Origin of the sequence: Collinsella tanakaei, assembly GCF_016902615.1 — a bacterium.
In the GTDB taxonomy this organism is placed as follows: domain Bacteria; phylum Actinomycetota; class Coriobacteriia; order Coriobacteriales; family Coriobacteriaceae; genus Collinsella; species Collinsella tanakaei_A.
Window position 1 is genome coordinate 174,020 of record NZ_JACJMB010000001.1, and the last position, 16,083, is coordinate 190,102.

At 66.2% G+C, this 16,083-nt stretch carries 13 protein-coding genes; 1 reads left to right on the forward strand and 12 read right to left on the reverse strand.

Annotated features, from left to right (window positions below; translation table 11 throughout):
- Positions 1-102 precede the first annotated feature (102 nt).
- From xdh to H6A21_RS00860, 9 genes are all read right to left on the reverse strand, one after another.
- Complete coding sequence (xdh, locus tag H6A21_RS00820) at positions 103-2,862, reverse strand: selenium-dependent xanthine dehydrogenase (protein WP_204559691.1); 2,760 nt, start codon at positions 2,860-2,862, stop codon at positions 103-105.
- A gap of 15 nt (positions 2,863-2,877) precedes the next feature.
- Complete coding sequence (locus tag H6A21_RS00825; RefSeq protein ID WP_204559692.1) at positions 2,878-3,090, reverse strand: 4Fe-4S binding protein; 213 nt, start codon at positions 3,088-3,090, stop codon at positions 2,878-2,880.
- Positions 3,091-3,257: 167 nt separating this feature from the next.
- Positions 3,258-6,257, reverse strand: a complete 3,000-nt coding sequence (gene ygfK, locus H6A21_RS00830) for a putative selenate reductase subunit YgfK (protein ID WP_204559693.1) — start codon at positions 6,255-6,257, stop codon at positions 3,258-3,260.
- An 81-nt stretch (positions 6,258-6,338) separates the two neighbouring features.
- The gene (ssnA, locus tag H6A21_RS00835; RefSeq protein WP_204559694.1) at positions 6,339-7,691 is read right to left on the reverse strand and encodes a putative aminohydrolase SsnA; all 1,353 of its coding nucleotides are present in this window, start codon (positions 7,689-7,691) and stop codon (positions 6,339-6,341) included.
- 171 nt (positions 7,692-7,862) lie between these two features.
- Entirely contained in the window at positions 7,863-9,200 is a 1,338-nt protein-coding gene (locus tag H6A21_RS00840) for a uracil-xanthine permease family protein (protein WP_239462532.1), read from the reverse strand.
- 409 nt (positions 9,201-9,609) lie between these two features.
- Positions 9,610-10,590, reverse strand: coding sequence for a BMP family ABC transporter substrate-binding protein (locus H6A21_RS00845; RefSeq protein ID WP_204559696.1), 981 nt, complete (start codon positions 10,588-10,590; stop codon positions 9,610-9,612).
- A 292-nt stretch (positions 10,591-10,882) separates the two neighbouring features.
- Positions 10,883-11,269, reverse strand: coding sequence for a (2Fe-2S)-binding protein (locus tag H6A21_RS00850; protein WP_239462533.1), 387 nt, complete (start codon positions 11,267-11,269; stop codon positions 10,883-10,885).
- Positions 11,266-11,550: a hypothetical protein gene (locus tag H6A21_RS00855; protein WP_342636023.1), complete on the reverse strand. Its 285-nt coding sequence runs from the start codon at positions 11,548-11,550 to the stop codon at positions 11,266-11,268. Before H6A21_RS00855 ends, H6A21_RS00850 begins: the two co-directional genes overlap by 4 nt.
- Positions 11,547-12,341 carry a DUF3100 domain-containing protein gene (locus H6A21_RS00860; protein WP_204559698.1) on the reverse strand — a complete coding sequence of 265 codons (795 nt, stop codon included), beginning with the start codon at positions 12,339-12,341 and terminating at the stop codon, positions 11,547-11,549. The genes H6A21_RS00855 and H6A21_RS00860 overlap by 4 nt, the downstream gene beginning before the upstream one ends.
- A 370-nt stretch (positions 12,342-12,711) precedes the next feature.
- Here H6A21_RS00860 and H6A21_RS00865 point away from each other — a divergent pair, with 370 nt between their 5' ends.
- On the forward strand, positions 12,712-13,380 hold the full coding sequence (locus tag H6A21_RS00865; RefSeq protein ID WP_204559699.1) for a helix-turn-helix transcriptional regulator: 669 nt from the start codon (positions 12,712-12,714) through the stop codon (positions 13,378-13,380).
- Positions 13,381-13,787: 407 nt separating this feature from the next.
- Here the strand turns inward: H6A21_RS00865 and H6A21_RS00870 are convergent, their stop codons facing one another.
- The 3 genes from H6A21_RS00870 to H6A21_RS00880 form a co-directional block, all read right to left on the reverse strand.
- Complete coding sequence (locus H6A21_RS00870; protein WP_204559700.1) at positions 13,788-14,618, reverse strand: amidohydrolase family protein; 831 nt, start codon at positions 14,616-14,618, stop codon at positions 13,788-13,790.
- Between the two features lie 96 nt (positions 14,619-14,714).
- On the reverse strand, positions 14,715-14,894 hold the full coding sequence (locus H6A21_RS00875) for a hypothetical protein (protein ID WP_204559701.1): 180 nt from the start codon (positions 14,892-14,894) through the stop codon (positions 14,715-14,717).
- A 268-nt stretch (positions 14,895-15,162) separates the two neighbouring features.
- Positions 15,163-15,870, reverse strand: coding sequence for a helix-turn-helix transcriptional regulator (locus H6A21_RS00880; RefSeq protein WP_204559702.1), 708 nt, complete (start codon positions 15,868-15,870; stop codon positions 15,163-15,165).
- Positions 15,871-16,083: the final 213 nt, after the last annotated feature.

Consider the following 16,083-nt stretch of genomic DNA (forward strand, 5'->3'; position numbering starts at 1 on the left):
TACTTAGCTTCCCGAGCAGCCCCTCCAACGGGGGCGCCCCGCCTGGCGCGAGGGCCGGACGGGGCGCGATGGATTCGTCTTCGCGGGGCGCGAATCGCGGGGCTACTTGCGGCGCGAGTAGTACGTGTTCTCGAGCGGAAGCTTCGTGCGGTACTCGCCATCGAGCGCATAGTAGGCGCCCGCCACGGCCTGCGCCGTGGGGATCGTGGCGATCTCGCCGATGCCCTTGGCGCCGTAGCCCACGGGCAGAAGCTCGTCTTTCTCCACGTAGATGGCGTTGATGTAGGGGATGTCCGTCGAGCGGAAGAGCCCGAGCGTGCCGAACTTGGCCTGCGGCACGCCGTCTTTCAGTGGGAAGTCCTCGGTCAGCGCGTAGCCCATGCCCATGAGCACGCCCCCCTCGATCTGGCCCTGGATGGCGATGGGGTTCACGACCTTGCCGGAATCGTGCGCGGCGTGGACCTCGGTCACGCGGCCCTCGTCGTCGAGCACGACCACATGCGTGGCGTAGCCGTAGGCGACATGGCTCTTCGGGTTGGGGACGTCGGCGCCCAGCTTGTCGGTCTTCTCGAGGTACTCGTAGGAGAACTCGCGCCCCTCGAGCTTGGCGAGCGAGGTGGTCGGGTCCGCCGGGTGCACGGCGGAGCCGGGGCCCTGGTAAGGCGTGCCGTCCGCGTACTCCACGATGAAGCCGTCGCCGTGGGCGACCACGGGCTCCGTCGGCACCTCGTCGCCCGCCTCGGCGGCGAGCATGGCGTCGCGCAGCAGGAAGGCGGCGCCGCGCACGGCCTCGCCGGTGATCAGCGTCTGGCGCGAACCGGAGGTCGTGCCGGAGTCCGGCGCGTTCTCGGTCGAGCACTCGCCGTTGGCGATGTAGGCCAGCGGCAGCCCCGTCGCCTCGGCGACGTCCTGCAGAAAGACGGTGTTGCAGCCCTGACCGATGTCGGAGGTCGCCGAGTACACCACGGCGCGCCCCTCCTCCACGCGGATCTTGCAGCGGCCCGCATCGGGCAGGCCGACGCCCACGCCGGCGTTCTTCATGGCGCAGGCGATGCCGGCATGACCCGGATGGGCGTCGAAGACGTCCTTCACGGCGAGCAGGGTCTCCTTGAGCGCCGTGGAGCAATCCGCGATCTGACCGTTGGGCAGCACCTTGCCCGGCTCGATAGCGTTGCGGTAGCGGATCTCCCACGGGCTGATGCCGACCTCCTCGGCCAGCAGGTTGATGAGCATCTCGAGGGCGAACTCGCTCTGGCACACGCCGAAGCCGCGGAATGCGCCGGCCGGCGGGTTGTTCGTGTACCAGCCGTAACCGCGGATGTCGGTGTTCTGGTAGCAGTACGGACCCACGGAGTGCGTGCAGGCACGCTCGAGAACCGGGCCGCACAGCGACGCGTAGGCGCCGGTGTCGAAGTTGATCTCGCAATCGAGGCCGGTGAAGATGCCGTTCTCGTCGCAGCCCAGCGTGAAGGTTCCCTCCATGGCATGGCGCTTCGGATGGAAATTGATGGACTCCTGGCGCGTCATGCGGCACTTGACCGGGCGGTTCACGGCCATCGCGGCGAGCGCGGCCAGATGCTGGACGGAGACGTCCTCCTTGCCGCCGAAGCCGCCGCCCACGAGCATGGTCTCCACGACCACGCGCTCGGGCGTGGCGTCCCAGCCGAACATGTGGGCGATCTCCTTGCGGGAGTCGTAGGCGCCCTGGTCGGTCGAGCAGACCTTGACGCCGCCCTTGTACGGGAAGGCGACGGCGCACTCGGGCTCCAGAAACGCATGCTCGGTGAACGGCGTCGAGAAGCTGCGCGTCACCTTGTGCGCAGAGTTCGCGAGCGCGGTCGCCGCGTCGCCTCGCACCACATGGCGCTGCTGGCAGATGTTGTTCTCGAGCTCGACCCAGTTGCCGAACGCGAGGAACCTGTCGTGCAGCTTCGGGGCTCCCTCGGCACGGGCCTCGTCGATGCTGCGCACCGGCTCGAGCTCCTCGTAGGTGATCTTGACGAGCTTCTTGGCGCGCTCGCAGGTGACCATGTCCTCGGCAACCACGAGCGCGATGGCGTCGCCCACGCAGCGCGTGATGTCGCCCTCGGCGATCATAACGTCCCAGTCGTAGATGAGGTGGCCGACCGCGTTCACGGGAACGTCGGCCGCCGTGAGGACCGCGAGCACGCCGGGCAGGGCGCGGGCCTTGTCCGCATCGATCTTGACCACGCGTGCGCGCGGGTACTTGGAGCGCACCGCACTCGCATAGGCGAGATCGGGGAAATCGGTCTCGTCGATATCGTCGGGATACTTGCCGTATCCGAGCACCTTGCGGCGCACGTCCACGCGGAAGGCGCGCTCGCCCACGCCGTAGCGGTCGCCGCGCTCGAGCTCGGGGTCGATCTCGGCCTCGCCGCGCAGGATGGCGGCGGCGAGCGAGATGCCCTCGATGATCTTCTTGTATCCCGTGCAGCGGCACACGTTGCCGCGGATGGCCTCTTTGATCTGGTCCTCGGTGGGGTCGGGCACGTGGTGGATCAGGCCGGCGCCCGCCATCACCATGCCGGGAATGCAGAAGCCGCACTGCACGGCGCCCACGGCGCCGAATGCATAGACGAAGGCCTCCTGCTCCTCGTGGGGCAGGCCCTCCACGGTCACGATGTCGCGGCCGGCCGCGAGCTCGGTCGTGAGCACGCAGGCCTTGATGGCGTGGTCGTCAACCAGCACGGTGCAGGTACCGCAGGCGCCCTCCGAGCATCCGTCCTTGGCGGAATGGATATGCAGATCGTCGCGCAGGTAGCGCAGAAGCGGTTTCTTCTCGGTCACCGTGCGCTCGACGCCGTTGACGGTGAAGGTGTAGCTCACCGGCTCTTTTGCCATAGCGTCCACCCCTTTCTATTCCGCTGCGGCGAAGATGCCGAGCGTGTCGTGAATCACGTGCTTGGGGCACTTCGTGGCGCACATGCCGCAGGAGATGCAGCGCTCGTAATCGATCACGGCCTGCTTGTCGACCACGGACATGGCTCCGCACGGGCACACGCGCGCGCACATGCCGCACCCGATGCAGCCCGTCTCGGCTACCCAAATCTGATGGGCGGTTTCGGCCATAGGGGCCTCCCCTCTCGTTTCACGCCCGCACGGCGGCGGGCACGCGTCGCAGCATGCTGCCATGCCGGACGCCGCCGGCGCGCAGAAGGCCGCAGGGCCCCGCGCGCCGGCACCTGAGTGCGGGAGGGAGCGAAGCAGCCCTGCGCCCTCCCGCTCATCCTTACCGGTTACTCGCAGAACAGGTACCCGTAGTCGTCGCGCACCGCGGCGATGGTGCGGCGGATGCCGTCGGGCACGCCCGAGGAGGCATCGTCGATATCGACGACGTGGACCTCGCCGGCCAGGCGCACGGAGAACGTGCCGTCGGCGAGTTTCATGAAGCCGTCGTTATCGGAGTCGAGCATGTCGTCGCCGCTCCAGAACAGCGTCAGCTTGTCCTTGTAGGGGCGGCCGGTCTCGTACGGGCAGAACACGGCGCAGTTGCCGCACTCGTTGCACATGCCGTCCACGTGGATGACCTGCTGCTTGTCCATGCCCGGCACGGCTATGGCGATGTTCGCGCGGTTCGGGCACACATCGCAGCAGACCTCGCACACGGCCCCGCAGCCGAGGCAGCGGGTATGCGTGCACGTCTCCTTGTCGCGGCAGAGAGCGCCCTTCTTGGCGACATACGGGGCGCGGTCGAGCTGCTCGTTGGCATCGACGTACTTGTTGAAGTCGACGTCCGCGATCTTGCGCGCGACCTCGGCCGCGTCGGCGATGGCCTCAACCACGGTCGCGGGGCCGCGACGGCAGTCGCCCGCCGCCCACACGCCCGCAACGCCGGTCTCGACGTCGGCCAAGCGGCCGCGGCGGTCGGTCCCGACGCCCGCACCCTCATAGAGGGAGGTGTCGATGCGCTCGCCCACCGCGCAGATCACGGTGGTGGCGGGCACGATCACCGTCTCGCCCGTGGGCTCGGGCGCGCGGCGGCCGGAAGCATCCGGCTCACCGAGGCGCATGACGTTGCAGGTCAGCCCGCCATCGGCAAGCGACACGGGAGCGAGCAGCTCCATGAACTCGACGCCGTCGGCGAGCGCGAAATCGAGCTCCTCCTCGTCGGCGGGCATCTGGGCCTTCGTGCGGCGATACACGAGGCGCACGTTTTCCACGCCCGCGATGCGCTTGGCCGCGCGCGCGGCGTCCATGGCGGTGTTGCCGGCGCCGATGACCACGACATCCGTACCCAGATCGAGGGTCTCCGGTGCCTTCTTGGCAGCCTCGAGGAACTCGAGCACGTCCGTCTCGGCACCCTCGTCGAGACCGGCAGAGCCGGGCAGCCAGGCACCGGTCGCCACGACGACGTCGGAGAAGCCCTGCTCCTTGAGCTCGGCAACGGACTCGACGCGCACGCCGGTCTTCACCTCGGCGCCGAAGGCGCGGCACAGCTCGACGTCGGCATCGATGTCTGCGCTCTCGATACGGAACTCGGGGATGACGTGGCGCACGATGCCGCCGAGCGTGTCGCGCTCCTCGAAGATGGTGACGGGCACGCCGGCGCGCGTCAGGAAGTAGGCGCAGGCCAGGCCGGCCGGGCCGCCGCCGACAACGGCGACGTTGCGCTCGGAGGTCTTCTCGTGCGCCTTGGCGCGCAGCTGGGGCAGGACCTCGGCGAACGCCTCGCGCGCGGCGCGCAGCTTGCTCGCACGGATCTGGGCGCCTTCGGGCTCGTAGAACGCGCGCTCGCAGCTCTTGCCGCAGGGATGCGGGCAGATGACGCCGGTGATGTGCGGCAGGGCGTTGCGCTCGATGATGATGTCGAGGGCGTCGGCGAAGCGCCCCTCATCGACAGCGGCGAGGTAGGCAGGGATGTCCTGGGAGATGGGGCAGCTCGTGCGGCAGGGCGCGGTGAAGCAGTCCACGAGCGCAGGGGTGCCCGGAACCTTCGCGGAGGGCAGTTTGCGCAGCGGGTTGCGGTAGAGCGGGTTGGTGAGCGAGTCCTCCTGGATCTTCGTCACGGCATCGAGCGACACGCCCGCGAAGGGCTTGCCGTCCAGATGCGCGAACTCGCCGGCGATCTGGCTCATGCGCTCATAGCCGCCCGGCTTCAGCACGTCGGTCGCCATGGTGATCGGCCAGATGCCCGCATCGTAGAGCGAGCGGATGTTGTAGATGGTGGCGCCGCCGGAGTAGGAGATGCGCAGGGCTCCGCCGAACTGCTCGGTGATGCGGCGCGCGACCTCGATGGTGAGCGAGAACAGCGTGCGGCCGCTCATGTACATCTCGTCGCTCGGCAGCTCGCCGCGGGTGACGTCGACCGGGAAGGTGTTCGTGAGCTTCACGCCGAAGTCCAGGCCGCGCTCGGCGGTGAGGGCCATCAGGCGCTCGAACATCGGCACGGCGTCGGCCCACTGCAGATCCTCCACGAAGTGGCGGTCGTCGAAGGCGATGTAGTCGAATCCGAGCTCGTCGAGGCGGGCGCGGGCGAAGTCGTAGCCGAGCAGCGTCGGGTTGCACTTGATGTAGGTGTTCAGATTCTTCTCGCAGATGAGGTAGGTCGCGATGCGCTCGATCTCATCGGGCGGGCAGCCGTGCAGCGTGGACTCGGTGATGGAGTTCGACACGCGCGCCGGGATGGAATCGATGAACGCGGCGTCCACGTGCTCGAAGCGGTCGAGGTTCTCGAGCGCCCAGGCGCGGCACTCGGCCCAGACCTCGGAGCCGGAGGCGTCCTTCATGCCCTCGATGTAGGCATCGACCTTCGGGCTCTTGATGCCCTCGAGGTCGTAGCCCACGCTCATGTTGAACACGAAGCCGTCAGGCGAGCCAAGCCCGTACTCGCGGGCGATCAGGTGGCAGGCGAACCAGGCCTTCACGTACTCGGCGTATGCCTGCGGAACCTCGAGCTCGGTGGACCACTCGCAGTTGTAGCACTCGTCGGCCGCGGTGATGCAGGGCTTGTTCACGCAGGCGGAGAGCTCGGCGCCGTCCATCACCTGGACGGTCTTGAGCTCGAAGAAGCGCGAGCCGGCCACGTAGGCGGCGATGATGTTCTGCGCGAGCTGGGTGTTCGGGCCGGCGGCGGGGCCGAACGGGGTCTCGACCTTCTCGTCGAAGATCGGCAGCGCGCCCGCCGGGTCGGCGTGCACGATCTTGCGGACACCGAAGATGGAGCCGGTCTGCTCGTGCTCGGTCATGACCCAGTTCATCAGGCTGGCAAACGGGATGGGCCTCATGATGTCGCTCATTGTTTATATCCCCTCAATCTTTAGCAGGCAAATCGCGGCGGCGTGGGGCAGGTGCGCGCCGCCGCGATGCGTTCCAGGCGGTTAGTAGGTGCGCTCGTTCAGGACGCCCCAGAGCTTCTTGGACTGCTCCATCGTCCAGGCGTTGATGCGCTCCTCGTCGAAGGCGACGAACTCGCGATCCTTGTACAGGACGCGGCCGTTCACGATCGTCGTGCGGCAGTTCTTGCCCATCATGCCGAACAGCATGTGGCCGTCGACGTTCTCCTCTGAGAAGGGCGTGAACTTGTTGTAATCCATCACGATGACGTCGGCGGCGGCACCGGGCGCCAGCACGCCGATCTTGCGGCCGAAGTACATGCTCGCCATCTCGGGGTTGTTCTTGAACAGCATCGTCATGCCCTCGACCCAGCCGACATTCGGCATGGCGGCGTTATGCCGCTGGATGGTGAGGAAGACCTTCAGGCTCTCGAGCATGTCGTGCGTGTAGGCGTCGGTACCCATGTGCACCGGGATGCCGCGCCGGAAGAACTCGAGCACCGGCGCGCAACCCACGGCGTTGCCCATGTTGGACTCGGGGTTGTTGACGATATGGGTGCCGGTCTCCTTGATGATGTCCATCTCGGCGGGCGTCACGTGGATGCAGTGGCCGAGCATCGTGCGGGGGCCCAGCAGCCCGTGCTGGAGCAGCCGCTCCACCGGCGGGATGCCGCCGCGGTTCTCGCGGGAATCCCACACGTCGTTCATGCCCTCGCACACATGGATGTGGAAGCCGGTGAGCCCGTCGTTGGCCTCGGCCATCATGTCCATGGTCTCGTCGGAAAGCGTGAAGGTGGCATGGCCGCCGAACATGGCGGCGATCATGGAGTTGCCGTCCGCCTGCGCGGCGGCCGCCCAGCGGGCGAACTCGGCGTTCTCGGCGATGGCCTGGTCGCGCTTCTCCTCCCCACGGCGGTCGGAGGTCTCGTAGCACAGGCACGCGCGGATGCCGGTCTCCTCGCAGACGTCCTTGATGGCGAACAGGCTGCCCGGAATCTCACAGAAGCTCGCATGGTGATCGAAGATCGTGGTCACGCCGTCGCGCAGGCTGTCGAGCACCGTCGCGTAGGCCGAGGCGCGCGTGCCGTCGAGCGTGAGGTTGTCATCGATCTTCCACCACTGCTGCTCGAGGTTCTCGAGAAAGTTCGTGGGATTGCAGCCCTTGATGGACAGGCCGCGGGCAAGGCCGGAGTAGATGTGGGTGTGGCAGTTCACCAGACCCGGCATGATGATGCCGCCGTGGGCGTCGACGTACTCCGAGCCGGGGTTCGCGGCGACGATCTCGTCCTCGGCGCCCACCTGGACGATCGTGTCGCCATCGATGAGCACCGCACCGCGCTCCAGATAGGGCATCTCCGCGTCGCGTGTGACGACCGAGCCGTTACCAACGATGAGCATGGGTTCTCCTCTCGTCGTCTAAGGCGGGGTTTAACACCTCGGACTCTCTTTGTATGGCGCGGCCATGCGACCGACGGGCACCTCCCCCGTCATACGCCTGCGCGTCTGCGGCCGGGCCTCTGCGGCCCGGGTGCAGACGCGCGCGGGATAACGCTCCCGTGGGCGGGTTGACTACTTCTTGTGATCGGGAAGGACGGTGCCGACGGCAGCCTCCTTCGCGGCGTCCACGTACGCGTCCACCGGCGGGGTGGGCGGCAGGATGAGGTTCAAGATGATGGCCATGATGGCGCACGGGGTGATGGCGTTGGAACCGATGACCGTCGTGACCCAGCTGGGCATGCCCTCGCCGGCAAGGCAGCCGGAGGCCATCCAGATGCCGAGGCCGAACACGACCGAGGTGCCCACGATGGTGGCCACGCGCTGGGTCAGGCCCTCCTTGGTGAACATGCGGATGCCGTTCATGGTGATGGTACCGAACACGCCGACGGTGGCGCCGCCGATAACCGGCTGCGGGATGGCGGTCAGCAGGGCGGAGAGCTGCGGGAAGAGGCCGGCGAGCGCGAACACGGCCGCCACGATGGCGAACACCCACTTGTTGATGACCTTGTTCGAGGCGATGATGCCGACGTTCTGGCCAAGGGCGCTCGTGGGCAGGCCGCCCAGGAAGGCGGAGATGATGCTCGTCAGGCCCTGGGAGACGATGGCGCCGGACAGCTCGCGCTCCTCGGGCATGCGGTCGATGGAGCCGAGGCAGGCAGCCGAGACGTCACCGATGACCTGGATGGCGACCATGGGGTACACCACGGCAAGCGTGATGCAGACCTCGGGCTGGAACTCGATGGGATAGGGCATGAACTTGGGCAGGGCGAAGATGCCGGCCGTGCCCACGCTCGAGAAGTCGAGCATGCCGAACGGCGCGGACACGATGATGCCCACGATCATGCCGAAGAACACACTGCCGAGCTTGAGCGTGCCCTTGGTGAAGTTGGACAGGAAGAACACGACGGCAAAGGTGATGAGCGCGACGATCCAGCTCTGCGGGGTGCCCCAGATGGGCGTGCCCTCGCCGCCGGCCATGTACTTCACGGCCGTCGGATACAGCGACACGCCGATCGTGAAGATGACCGTACCGGTCACGACGGGTGGGAACAGGTTTTTCAGCTTGCTGTAGAACAGGCCGAACAGAATCGCCGCGATACCGCCGACGATCTCGCCGCCGAGCAGCGTGCCGAACGAGAAGTCCGCCCCCATAGCCTGCAGCGCGGGAAGGAAGGCGAACGAGACGCCCATGACGATCGGCAGGCCGCCGCCGATGCGGCGGAACGGCGCGAATGCCTGCAGCGCAGTGTCGATGGCGGACAGGATCAGGGCGACCTGGATGATATCGGTGCGCTGCTGGGCGTCCCAACCGTAGACCGATGCAATGATGATCGCCGGGGTGATGATGCCGGCGAACGATGCGAGCACATGCTGCAGGGCGCACGGGATCATGTCCTGGATGGGAGGCATGCCTCCTCTGGTGAATAGATAGTCGTGCGCGCTGCCGGTGCGCGCCGCCGTTGTCGTCTTCTGGGTCATAAGTGAGTTCCCTCCCGTTTTGTTTCGCGCCCGCAACGCCCGAAGCTTCAGCAGACGCGACGCCTCCCGGCCTCCGGGAGACACCTTGCCTTTCATATCGGATACGGGTTTCCCACCGGCCTCACGCGATGAGGTAACGCCGATGCGAACAACCAAACATTCAGTTAGGCTAACTGAATGTTTGTATTACTGTATAACCCTCCCAACTCCCCCGTTCAATGAAAGGAGGGAAAACGTCGGCGAATGGTGCTTTAGATACCGTTCGCCGATGGGCCGAGGGTGACCAAACTTTTTGTTTGGCCACCCTTGCACGGGGCGCAGGAACTCGGTTCGGGGTCCGCTAGCTCAGATACGACCCCTGGGCGATCTGGTCGACGATGCCCGCATAGCGCTCCTGCGTGTACGGATCGACGAGCACCTCGGACAGGGTTCCGACACCGACACCGCCGGTCGAGGCGTCGCCGGTCACCGTCTTCGCGCCGAACGTCCCGCTTGTGATATCGCGGAAGGCGTTGCGCATCATCATGTCGTTGTCCGTGACGACCGAGCCGGCGATGATCTGGTCATAGGCGCTGCCGGCATCGTTAGGCTGCGCGATGGCCATACCGCGACCCAGCTCGTACAGGGCGCGCCGAGCGCCCGCATCCACGATCGAGGCGTCGCCGAACAGGACGTCGACGTCATGCTGCTCGACCATCTCGGTCGCGATCTCGTAGCCGCGATGCTCGTCATCGAACGTCTCGGCGTAGTCCTCGATCAGCTGGATGTCCGGGTTGATGACGCGCGCCGCGGCCAGATAGTTCTCGACCTTCTCCTTCGTCCCGGCAAGCCCCGTGCCGCCGATGAAGCCGATGACGCCCGCCTTGGGGATGAGCCCCGCCAAGGCGCCGGCGAGCTGGCCGATCTGGGCGTTGTTCGGAACGAGGTTCTCGACGTTTTCGAGGTCGAAGTCGCCGTTCAGCACGATGAACTTGACGTCCTCATGAGCGCTCGCGGCATCCTGAATGGCCTCGGTGTACTGCGCGCCCGGCGCGAACACGATCGTGCAGCCGTCCGAGATGAGGTCCTCGATGGCGCGGGGCCAATCCGCCTCTCCCACGTGCTGCGTATAGGTGTGCTCCCACTGGTGTGCCTCCGCCGCACTCACGAGCGCGCCGTAGCAGCTCTCGCCCCAGCCCCCGTCGTCGACGGCGCCGTCGATGAACATGCCCGCCTTTTCGACCTTCTCCTCCGAGCAGGCGGAAAGCGGCAGGGCTGCCGCGCAGGCGGCGGCAAGCGTGCAGAAGATGACGTTTCTACGGCTGATCGTGTGGGCATCCATGTGTATCACCTCTCGCCCTCTCTTTGACTGGTATCTACCCGCTCGCGCGAGCGGCTACCGATGCGTGCCCGCGCGCCCATGCGGCGGCGCGAATAATCGGTAAGCGGCCGGGCCGCGGGCGAACAATGCGAATCGGGGCGCCTCGGGGCACATCATCGCGTTACGCCGCGTCGTCGTCCGCGTGCGCAGCGAGCGTGCGCTCGGCGATGTCGGCGCACTCGTTCACCGCGCGCTCGACGGCGTTCACGATGTTCTGGTAACCCGTGCAGCGGCACAGTTGGCCCGAGATGAGCTAGCGGATCTCGTCGCGCGTGTAGCGCTTGCCCGAGCCCACGATCTCGGTCGTGCTCATGATGATGCCCGGCGTGCAGAAGCCGCACTGGACCGCCGCCTCATCGACAAGCGCCTGCTGGACGGGCGTGAGCGTGCCGTCGCGCGCGAGCAGCCCCTCGGTCGTGACGATCGTGGCGCCCTCGCACCAGACGGTCAGGTACAGGCACGAGTCGATGGCCACCCCGTCGAGCAGGACGGTGCAGGCGCCGCACTCGCCCACCTCGCAGCCGCGCTTCACGCTCGTCAGGCCCAGGCGGTCGCGCAGGGTGTCGAGCAGCATCTCGCGCTCGTCGACGCCGACCTCCATCTCGCGCCCGTTCACCGTCATCTTCACGAAACGCATCATGCGTCTGCACCTCCCTTGACAGCCGTCTCGCGGATGAGGCGGCGGGACAGCTCTGCGATCAGCTGCAGGCGGAACTCCTTGGAAGCACGCCAGCTCGTGCGCGGGTTCATCTCCGCGCACGCGAGGTCGCCCACCTGCGAGACGGCCTCGTCGACCGTGCACCCGCGCAGCGCGTCCTCGGTGGCGCGGGCGCGCTTGGGATACGGGCCCGCCACGCCGTATGCCAGGCGGATGTCGGCGATATGGGTGCGGTCGGCATCCATCTTGACCAGGCAGCTCACGCCCATCGTGGCGATCTCGAGCGCCTCGCGCTTGCCGTACTTGCAGTACGTGCCGGATACACGCCATCGATGCCGGCGATGGTCTGCGAGGCGCCGGCGAGCGCGTTGATCTGCTCGGCCTGGCCCGGGTAGATAACGGACAGCGAGCCGACGGCGGCGGCCATCATGATGCCCGCGCCGACACCGGAGGCAAGGCCCAGCGCCAAAGGATCGAACACGCCGGTCATGGCGACGATGGAGGCCATGAGGCCGAAATAGATCGTGCCGAGCATGCCGCCGACGACGTAGACGGCGAGGCTGCCGCGATTCTCAGGCGAATCGGAACCGTAGCGGTCGGCCACGATGGCGAGGTTGGTCTCGCGGTTGATGGAGCTCGCCGCGCCGATGGCCTCACGGCCGAGCCCGAGCAGCAGCGCCACGGGCAGGGTGATGAAAATCGTCAGGATGTCGCCGAACGCGTGGGAGAACAGCGCGGGGCCGGCGGACACGACGGTGTCGAGCGAGGCGCCGGCGTTGATGCCGATCTTGGCGATGAACGGGCAGATGGCGATGATGACGAGCTTCGAGGCTGCCTTCACCTCCTTGCGGTTGAAGATCTTCACGACCTCGGGACCGGACAGGATGCCCAAGATGATGGAATAGAAAATCGGGAACAAGATGATCTGACCCGGTCCCAGCGGGATGGCGATCTGCCCGATCAGTCCGGCGATGAGCGCGAACACGAACGAGACGACGTAGATCTTCCATTCCTGCTTGATTCGTTCGGCAAGCGAAGCGTATGCGTACTCCACGAGCCTCCCCTCCTCTCTGCCGCAGAGCTCTTCCTCCGCGGTATCCGTTCGCATCCGAAGCGGTCCATCCCATCGGACCGCCACCCTCGGGTAGGGTACGGATGCGCAGCTAACGGGGTATGCTGACCGTATTGTCGTAAGACGGGTCGGGCCGAATACCATGAAGAGATAAAAAATTTTTATCTAGTAGGAAGAATATTTGTCTAGCAGGGGCTTTTCTCTACGTGATAAAAATTTTTTGTTATCGTGCCGCTTGCCGCTCAAAACCGACCGCTTGCAGCCGCTCCGCGGTTGCCTTTATGCTGACGGCACTCGAAAATAGGAGAAACTCTTATCAGAGAGAAACTCTTATCGCGCCCCGGGAGGCCTGATGAACAAGACGGTCGAGAGCTATCTGCCCTTCTTTAACTTCCTGTGCACCATTATCGGTGGCAACACCGAGGTCGTCCTACACGATTTCACCGACCTCTCGCACTCCGTCGTCGCCATCCGCAACGGGCACATCTCCGGGCGTCACGTGGGCGCGCCCGCCACCGACTTCGCGCTCAAGATGGTCCACAGCGACATTCCGCAGGATCAGGACTACACCGAGCTCTACCTCTCGCACAGCGCCACGGGCAAACCGCTGCGCTCCGCGAGCATGTTCATCCGTGAGAACGGTACGCTGGTCGGCATGCTATGCGTCAACACCGACACGTCGCTGATCGTCCAGCTGAAGTCGCTGACCGAGGCCATCGCCGAAACGCTGCCGCCCGGCGTGTCGGGCGACGGCGCGGTCGAGGGCCATGCGAACGCCGCGATCGGCGAGCACCTCACCGCCTCGGTCGACGAGCTCGTGGCCAAGCGCGTGGGCGAGTTCGCCGCGAGCCGCGGAAAGGCGGTGCCCGTCCTCTCGGTCGCCGAGCGCCTGGAACTCATCGGCGCGCTCGAGGGAGAAGGCGTCTTTCTGCTCAAGGGCGCAGTCGCCGTCGTCGCCCAGTCCCTCGACATCTCGGAGCCGAGCGTGTACCGCTACCTTCAGAAGGTCCGGCGACGCTAGCGCGCTCCAAACAAGCTGAATCCAAGCAGTTCGCCCGCGGCCGCAACCACGACGGTGCGCCACGGGCGAACATATCCCGGCCCGTCGCATCCGAAAGGTCGCCCTTCGGCACCGAGTTGCCATGTATAGCCGATATTAGGCGCGCCTTCGAGGGGGCTCGCTCAACCGCCCCGCGCAACGCCACGAAACGCGCAGATAAGCGTCCCGCGAAAAGACCGCACTCGGGCTTGGCGGCGACATGGGAGCCTAATACCGGCGCTGGCGAGCAACAGCCGGACGCGAAGCCTCCGCCCGCCCGGCCGCTTGAGCCGAACACGCCGCCCGCCACCTTGCGTGCGGCATGCGCGGCGGGCAGACAGGGCTCGACCCCGCCTGTTCGCCGCGCCAAAACATGAAGGGGCCATCCCCTACCCGCACCACGCGCCCTGCTTGGCGAAGAACTTGTGGCGCCCCATGAGGGCATGGGCATCGGCGCTCACGCGCTCCCAGTCGATCGTCAGAAGCTCGCGGTCCCTCATGACGACCTTGCCGTTGATGATGGAGTGGCGCACGTCGGCTCCGTTCGCGCCCTCGATGAGGCTGTGCACGATGCTGCCCGTCGCCATCAGGTGCGGCTGATCGAGGTCGACAGCGATGATATCGGCCAGGTTGCCCTGCTCGATGGTGCCCAAATCATCGGCGAACAGCGCCGCAGCGCCGCCCTTGGTCGCCATGCTCAGCAGCTGTGCGGCCGGCATGATCTGGGGGTTGGCCGTCGAGAGCCCGTGCGTCACGTTCATCACGCAGCGGAAGGCACGCATCTCCCGGAAGAGGTCCAGGCCCGCATGGCCCGCGCCATCCGAGCCGAACGCCACATGCGTGCCCTGGTGCAGCAGGCGCGGCGTCTCGGGCACACCCTTGCCGCAGTTGGAGAACGGGCAGTGCACGACGCGGATGTCGTGGTCGCGCACCACCTCGAACTCCGAATCGGATAGCGACACGCAGTGCGCCGCCACAAACCGCTCGGGAATCAGGCCGTGGCGATCAAGGTAGTCGAAGGGCCGCTCGCCGTACATCTCGATGAAGCTCAGGACCTCGCTCGCGTATTCGTTCATGTGGCACTCGAACGGCACGCCGAGCTCCTTGGCGGCGCCGAACACGCTGTGGATGGGGTCGCCCGTGCACGCCATGAGCGACGTGATGGAGAAATTGGCTTTGAGAAGAGCCCGCCCCGTTGTTGTAGCGATAGAACCGCTCATGGCGCCCGACCGCGTCCTCGGTCCTCACGCGCAGCCCGTCGGGTGCGCCCGCGCCATCGGTCGTCTGCCAGGTGAGCGCACCGCGCATGCCGATCTTCAGGTACTCTTCCGCCGCAGCCTCCAGATGCGGACCGCCCGCATCCACAGCAGATGCGGATCATCGAAGACAGTGTCGGCCTCATACGCCGGGCACGCACCGGTACCCACCGCCGAGTTCCGCGCGCCGTCGATGGCGATCCAGGCGTTTTCGACCACGCACATGTCGGGTGTGAGCATGCGCGCCCTTGATCAGAATGTCGCACTTCATGATTGTGTTGTCCTTCGGTTGAGGCGAAGCGACGGTGCATACCCCATCTTCCGTCGTTCGCGGTTTCACCCCGCTACGGCAGGCGCGCTCGGACGCATCGACCCGGCGCCTCCTTGAACGGGATTAGTGATAATAATTTTTCAGCATTGAAGGACAACTCGAAGATATCGGTCGGTAAAAGGTCGCTGCCGCACCGTCAACGGGCACGCGACGCGGCGCTCGGTGGGGCACGTCGCCCTACTCGCCATCCCCCTCACCTGGATGCGCGCGGCGAACGCTGCGCAGACCTCGGTAAACCGTGGGCTCGGATATGTCGAGCAGGCGCGCAACCTCGTTGACCGCGCCCTTGATGCGAAACACGCCCTTCGAATCGAGGATGCTCAGCAGGCGCAGGCGGTCGGTCGCGGAAATATCCTCATCCTGGAACCCCAGCAGACAGCAGGCGTCCAGAAACGCCCGCTCGACCGGGTTGCCCGCCGTATCGACATGCGTATCGGCGGCTATCGCATCCATGCGGTCGCGCACCATCTTGAGCCGCTGCTGACGCTGCCCGTCCGCGCCTCCCGGGATATAGGACTCGATAAGGCCGTGCAAGGCGTCCTCGAGCGTGCGGAACGCAGTGATATCGCGGTTGACGCACAGGAACCCGACGATGCGACCGTCCTCGCATATCGGATACACGCCCGAATACAGCGTGCGGCCGTCGAGGGACTTGGTGGGATACCCCGTGAGGCTGTCTCCCAGCTGATCGGGATACTCGAGAAGCTCTGCGAGCATATCGGGCAACGGCGCGCCCTCGCGGCGACCGGAAACATACGGGTGCACGAGCTTGACGAGCGAATGGGACGGATCGGCGACATCATGCAGGGCGATCTCGGTCTGGGCACCGAACATGCTCCCCAGAAAATCACAGAGCGGTATGTAGCTCGCCACAAGCTGGTTCATACATTCCCATCCCTTATCGATACGTACGGCACGCGCGGTGCCGCTGGTCCCGGCGCGGGGGCTGACACCAATGAATACTATCACGATAGCAAATGGGCCTCGGTCGATGGAGCGCTCCGCGGGTGTCTCCGTTGGGGACGGGGCAGTTTGGTGCCACCCGGGCGCTATCCGCGCCCGGGTGGCACCAAACTGCCCCGTCCCCAACGGAGACAC

What these genes read in the sequence shown, in the direction of transcription:
- xdh (WP_204559691.1), bottom strand. Translation starts at nt 2,862, where the DNA reads ATGGCAAAAGAGCCGGTGAGCTACACCTTCACCGTCAACGGCGTCGAG.
- H6A21_RS00825 (WP_204559692.1), bottom strand. Translation starts at nt 3,090, where the DNA reads ATGGCCGAAACCGCCCATCAGATTTGGGTAGCCGAGACGGGCTGCATC.
- ygfK (WP_204559693.1), bottom strand. Translation starts at nt 6,257, where the DNA reads ATGAGCGACATCATGAGGCCCATCCCGTTTGCCAGCCTGATGAACTGG.
- ssnA (WP_204559694.1), bottom strand. Translation starts at nt 7,691, where the DNA reads ATGCTCATCGTTGGTAACGGCTCGGTCGTCACACGCGACGCGGAGATG.
- H6A21_RS00840 (WP_239462532.1), bottom strand. Translation starts at nt 9,200, where the DNA reads ATGCCTCCCATCCAGGACATGATCCCGTGCGCCCTGCAGCATGTGCTC.
- H6A21_RS00845 (WP_204559696.1), bottom strand. Translation starts at nt 10,590, where the DNA reads ATGGATGCCCACACGATCAGCCGTAGAAACGTCATCTTCTGCACGCTT.
- H6A21_RS00850 (WP_239462533.1), bottom strand. Translation starts at nt 11,269, where the DNA reads ATGATGCGTTTCGTGAAGATGACGGTGAACGGGCGCGAGATGGAGGTC.
- H6A21_RS00865 (WP_204559699.1), top strand. Translation starts at nt 12,712, where the DNA reads ATGAACAAGACGGTCGAGAGCTATCTGCCCTTCTTTAACTTCCTGTGC.
- H6A21_RS00870 (WP_204559700.1), bottom strand. Translation starts at nt 14,618, where the DNA reads ATGAGCGGTTCTATCGCTACAACAACGGGGCGGGCTCTTCTCAAAGCC.
- H6A21_RS00875 (WP_204559701.1), bottom strand. Translation starts at nt 14,894, where the DNA reads ATGCTCACACCCGACATGTGCGTGGTCGAAAACGCCTGGATCGCCATC.
- H6A21_RS00880 (WP_204559702.1), bottom strand. Translation starts at nt 15,870, where the DNA reads ATGAACCAGCTTGTGGCGAGCTACATACCGCTCTGTGATTTTCTGGGG.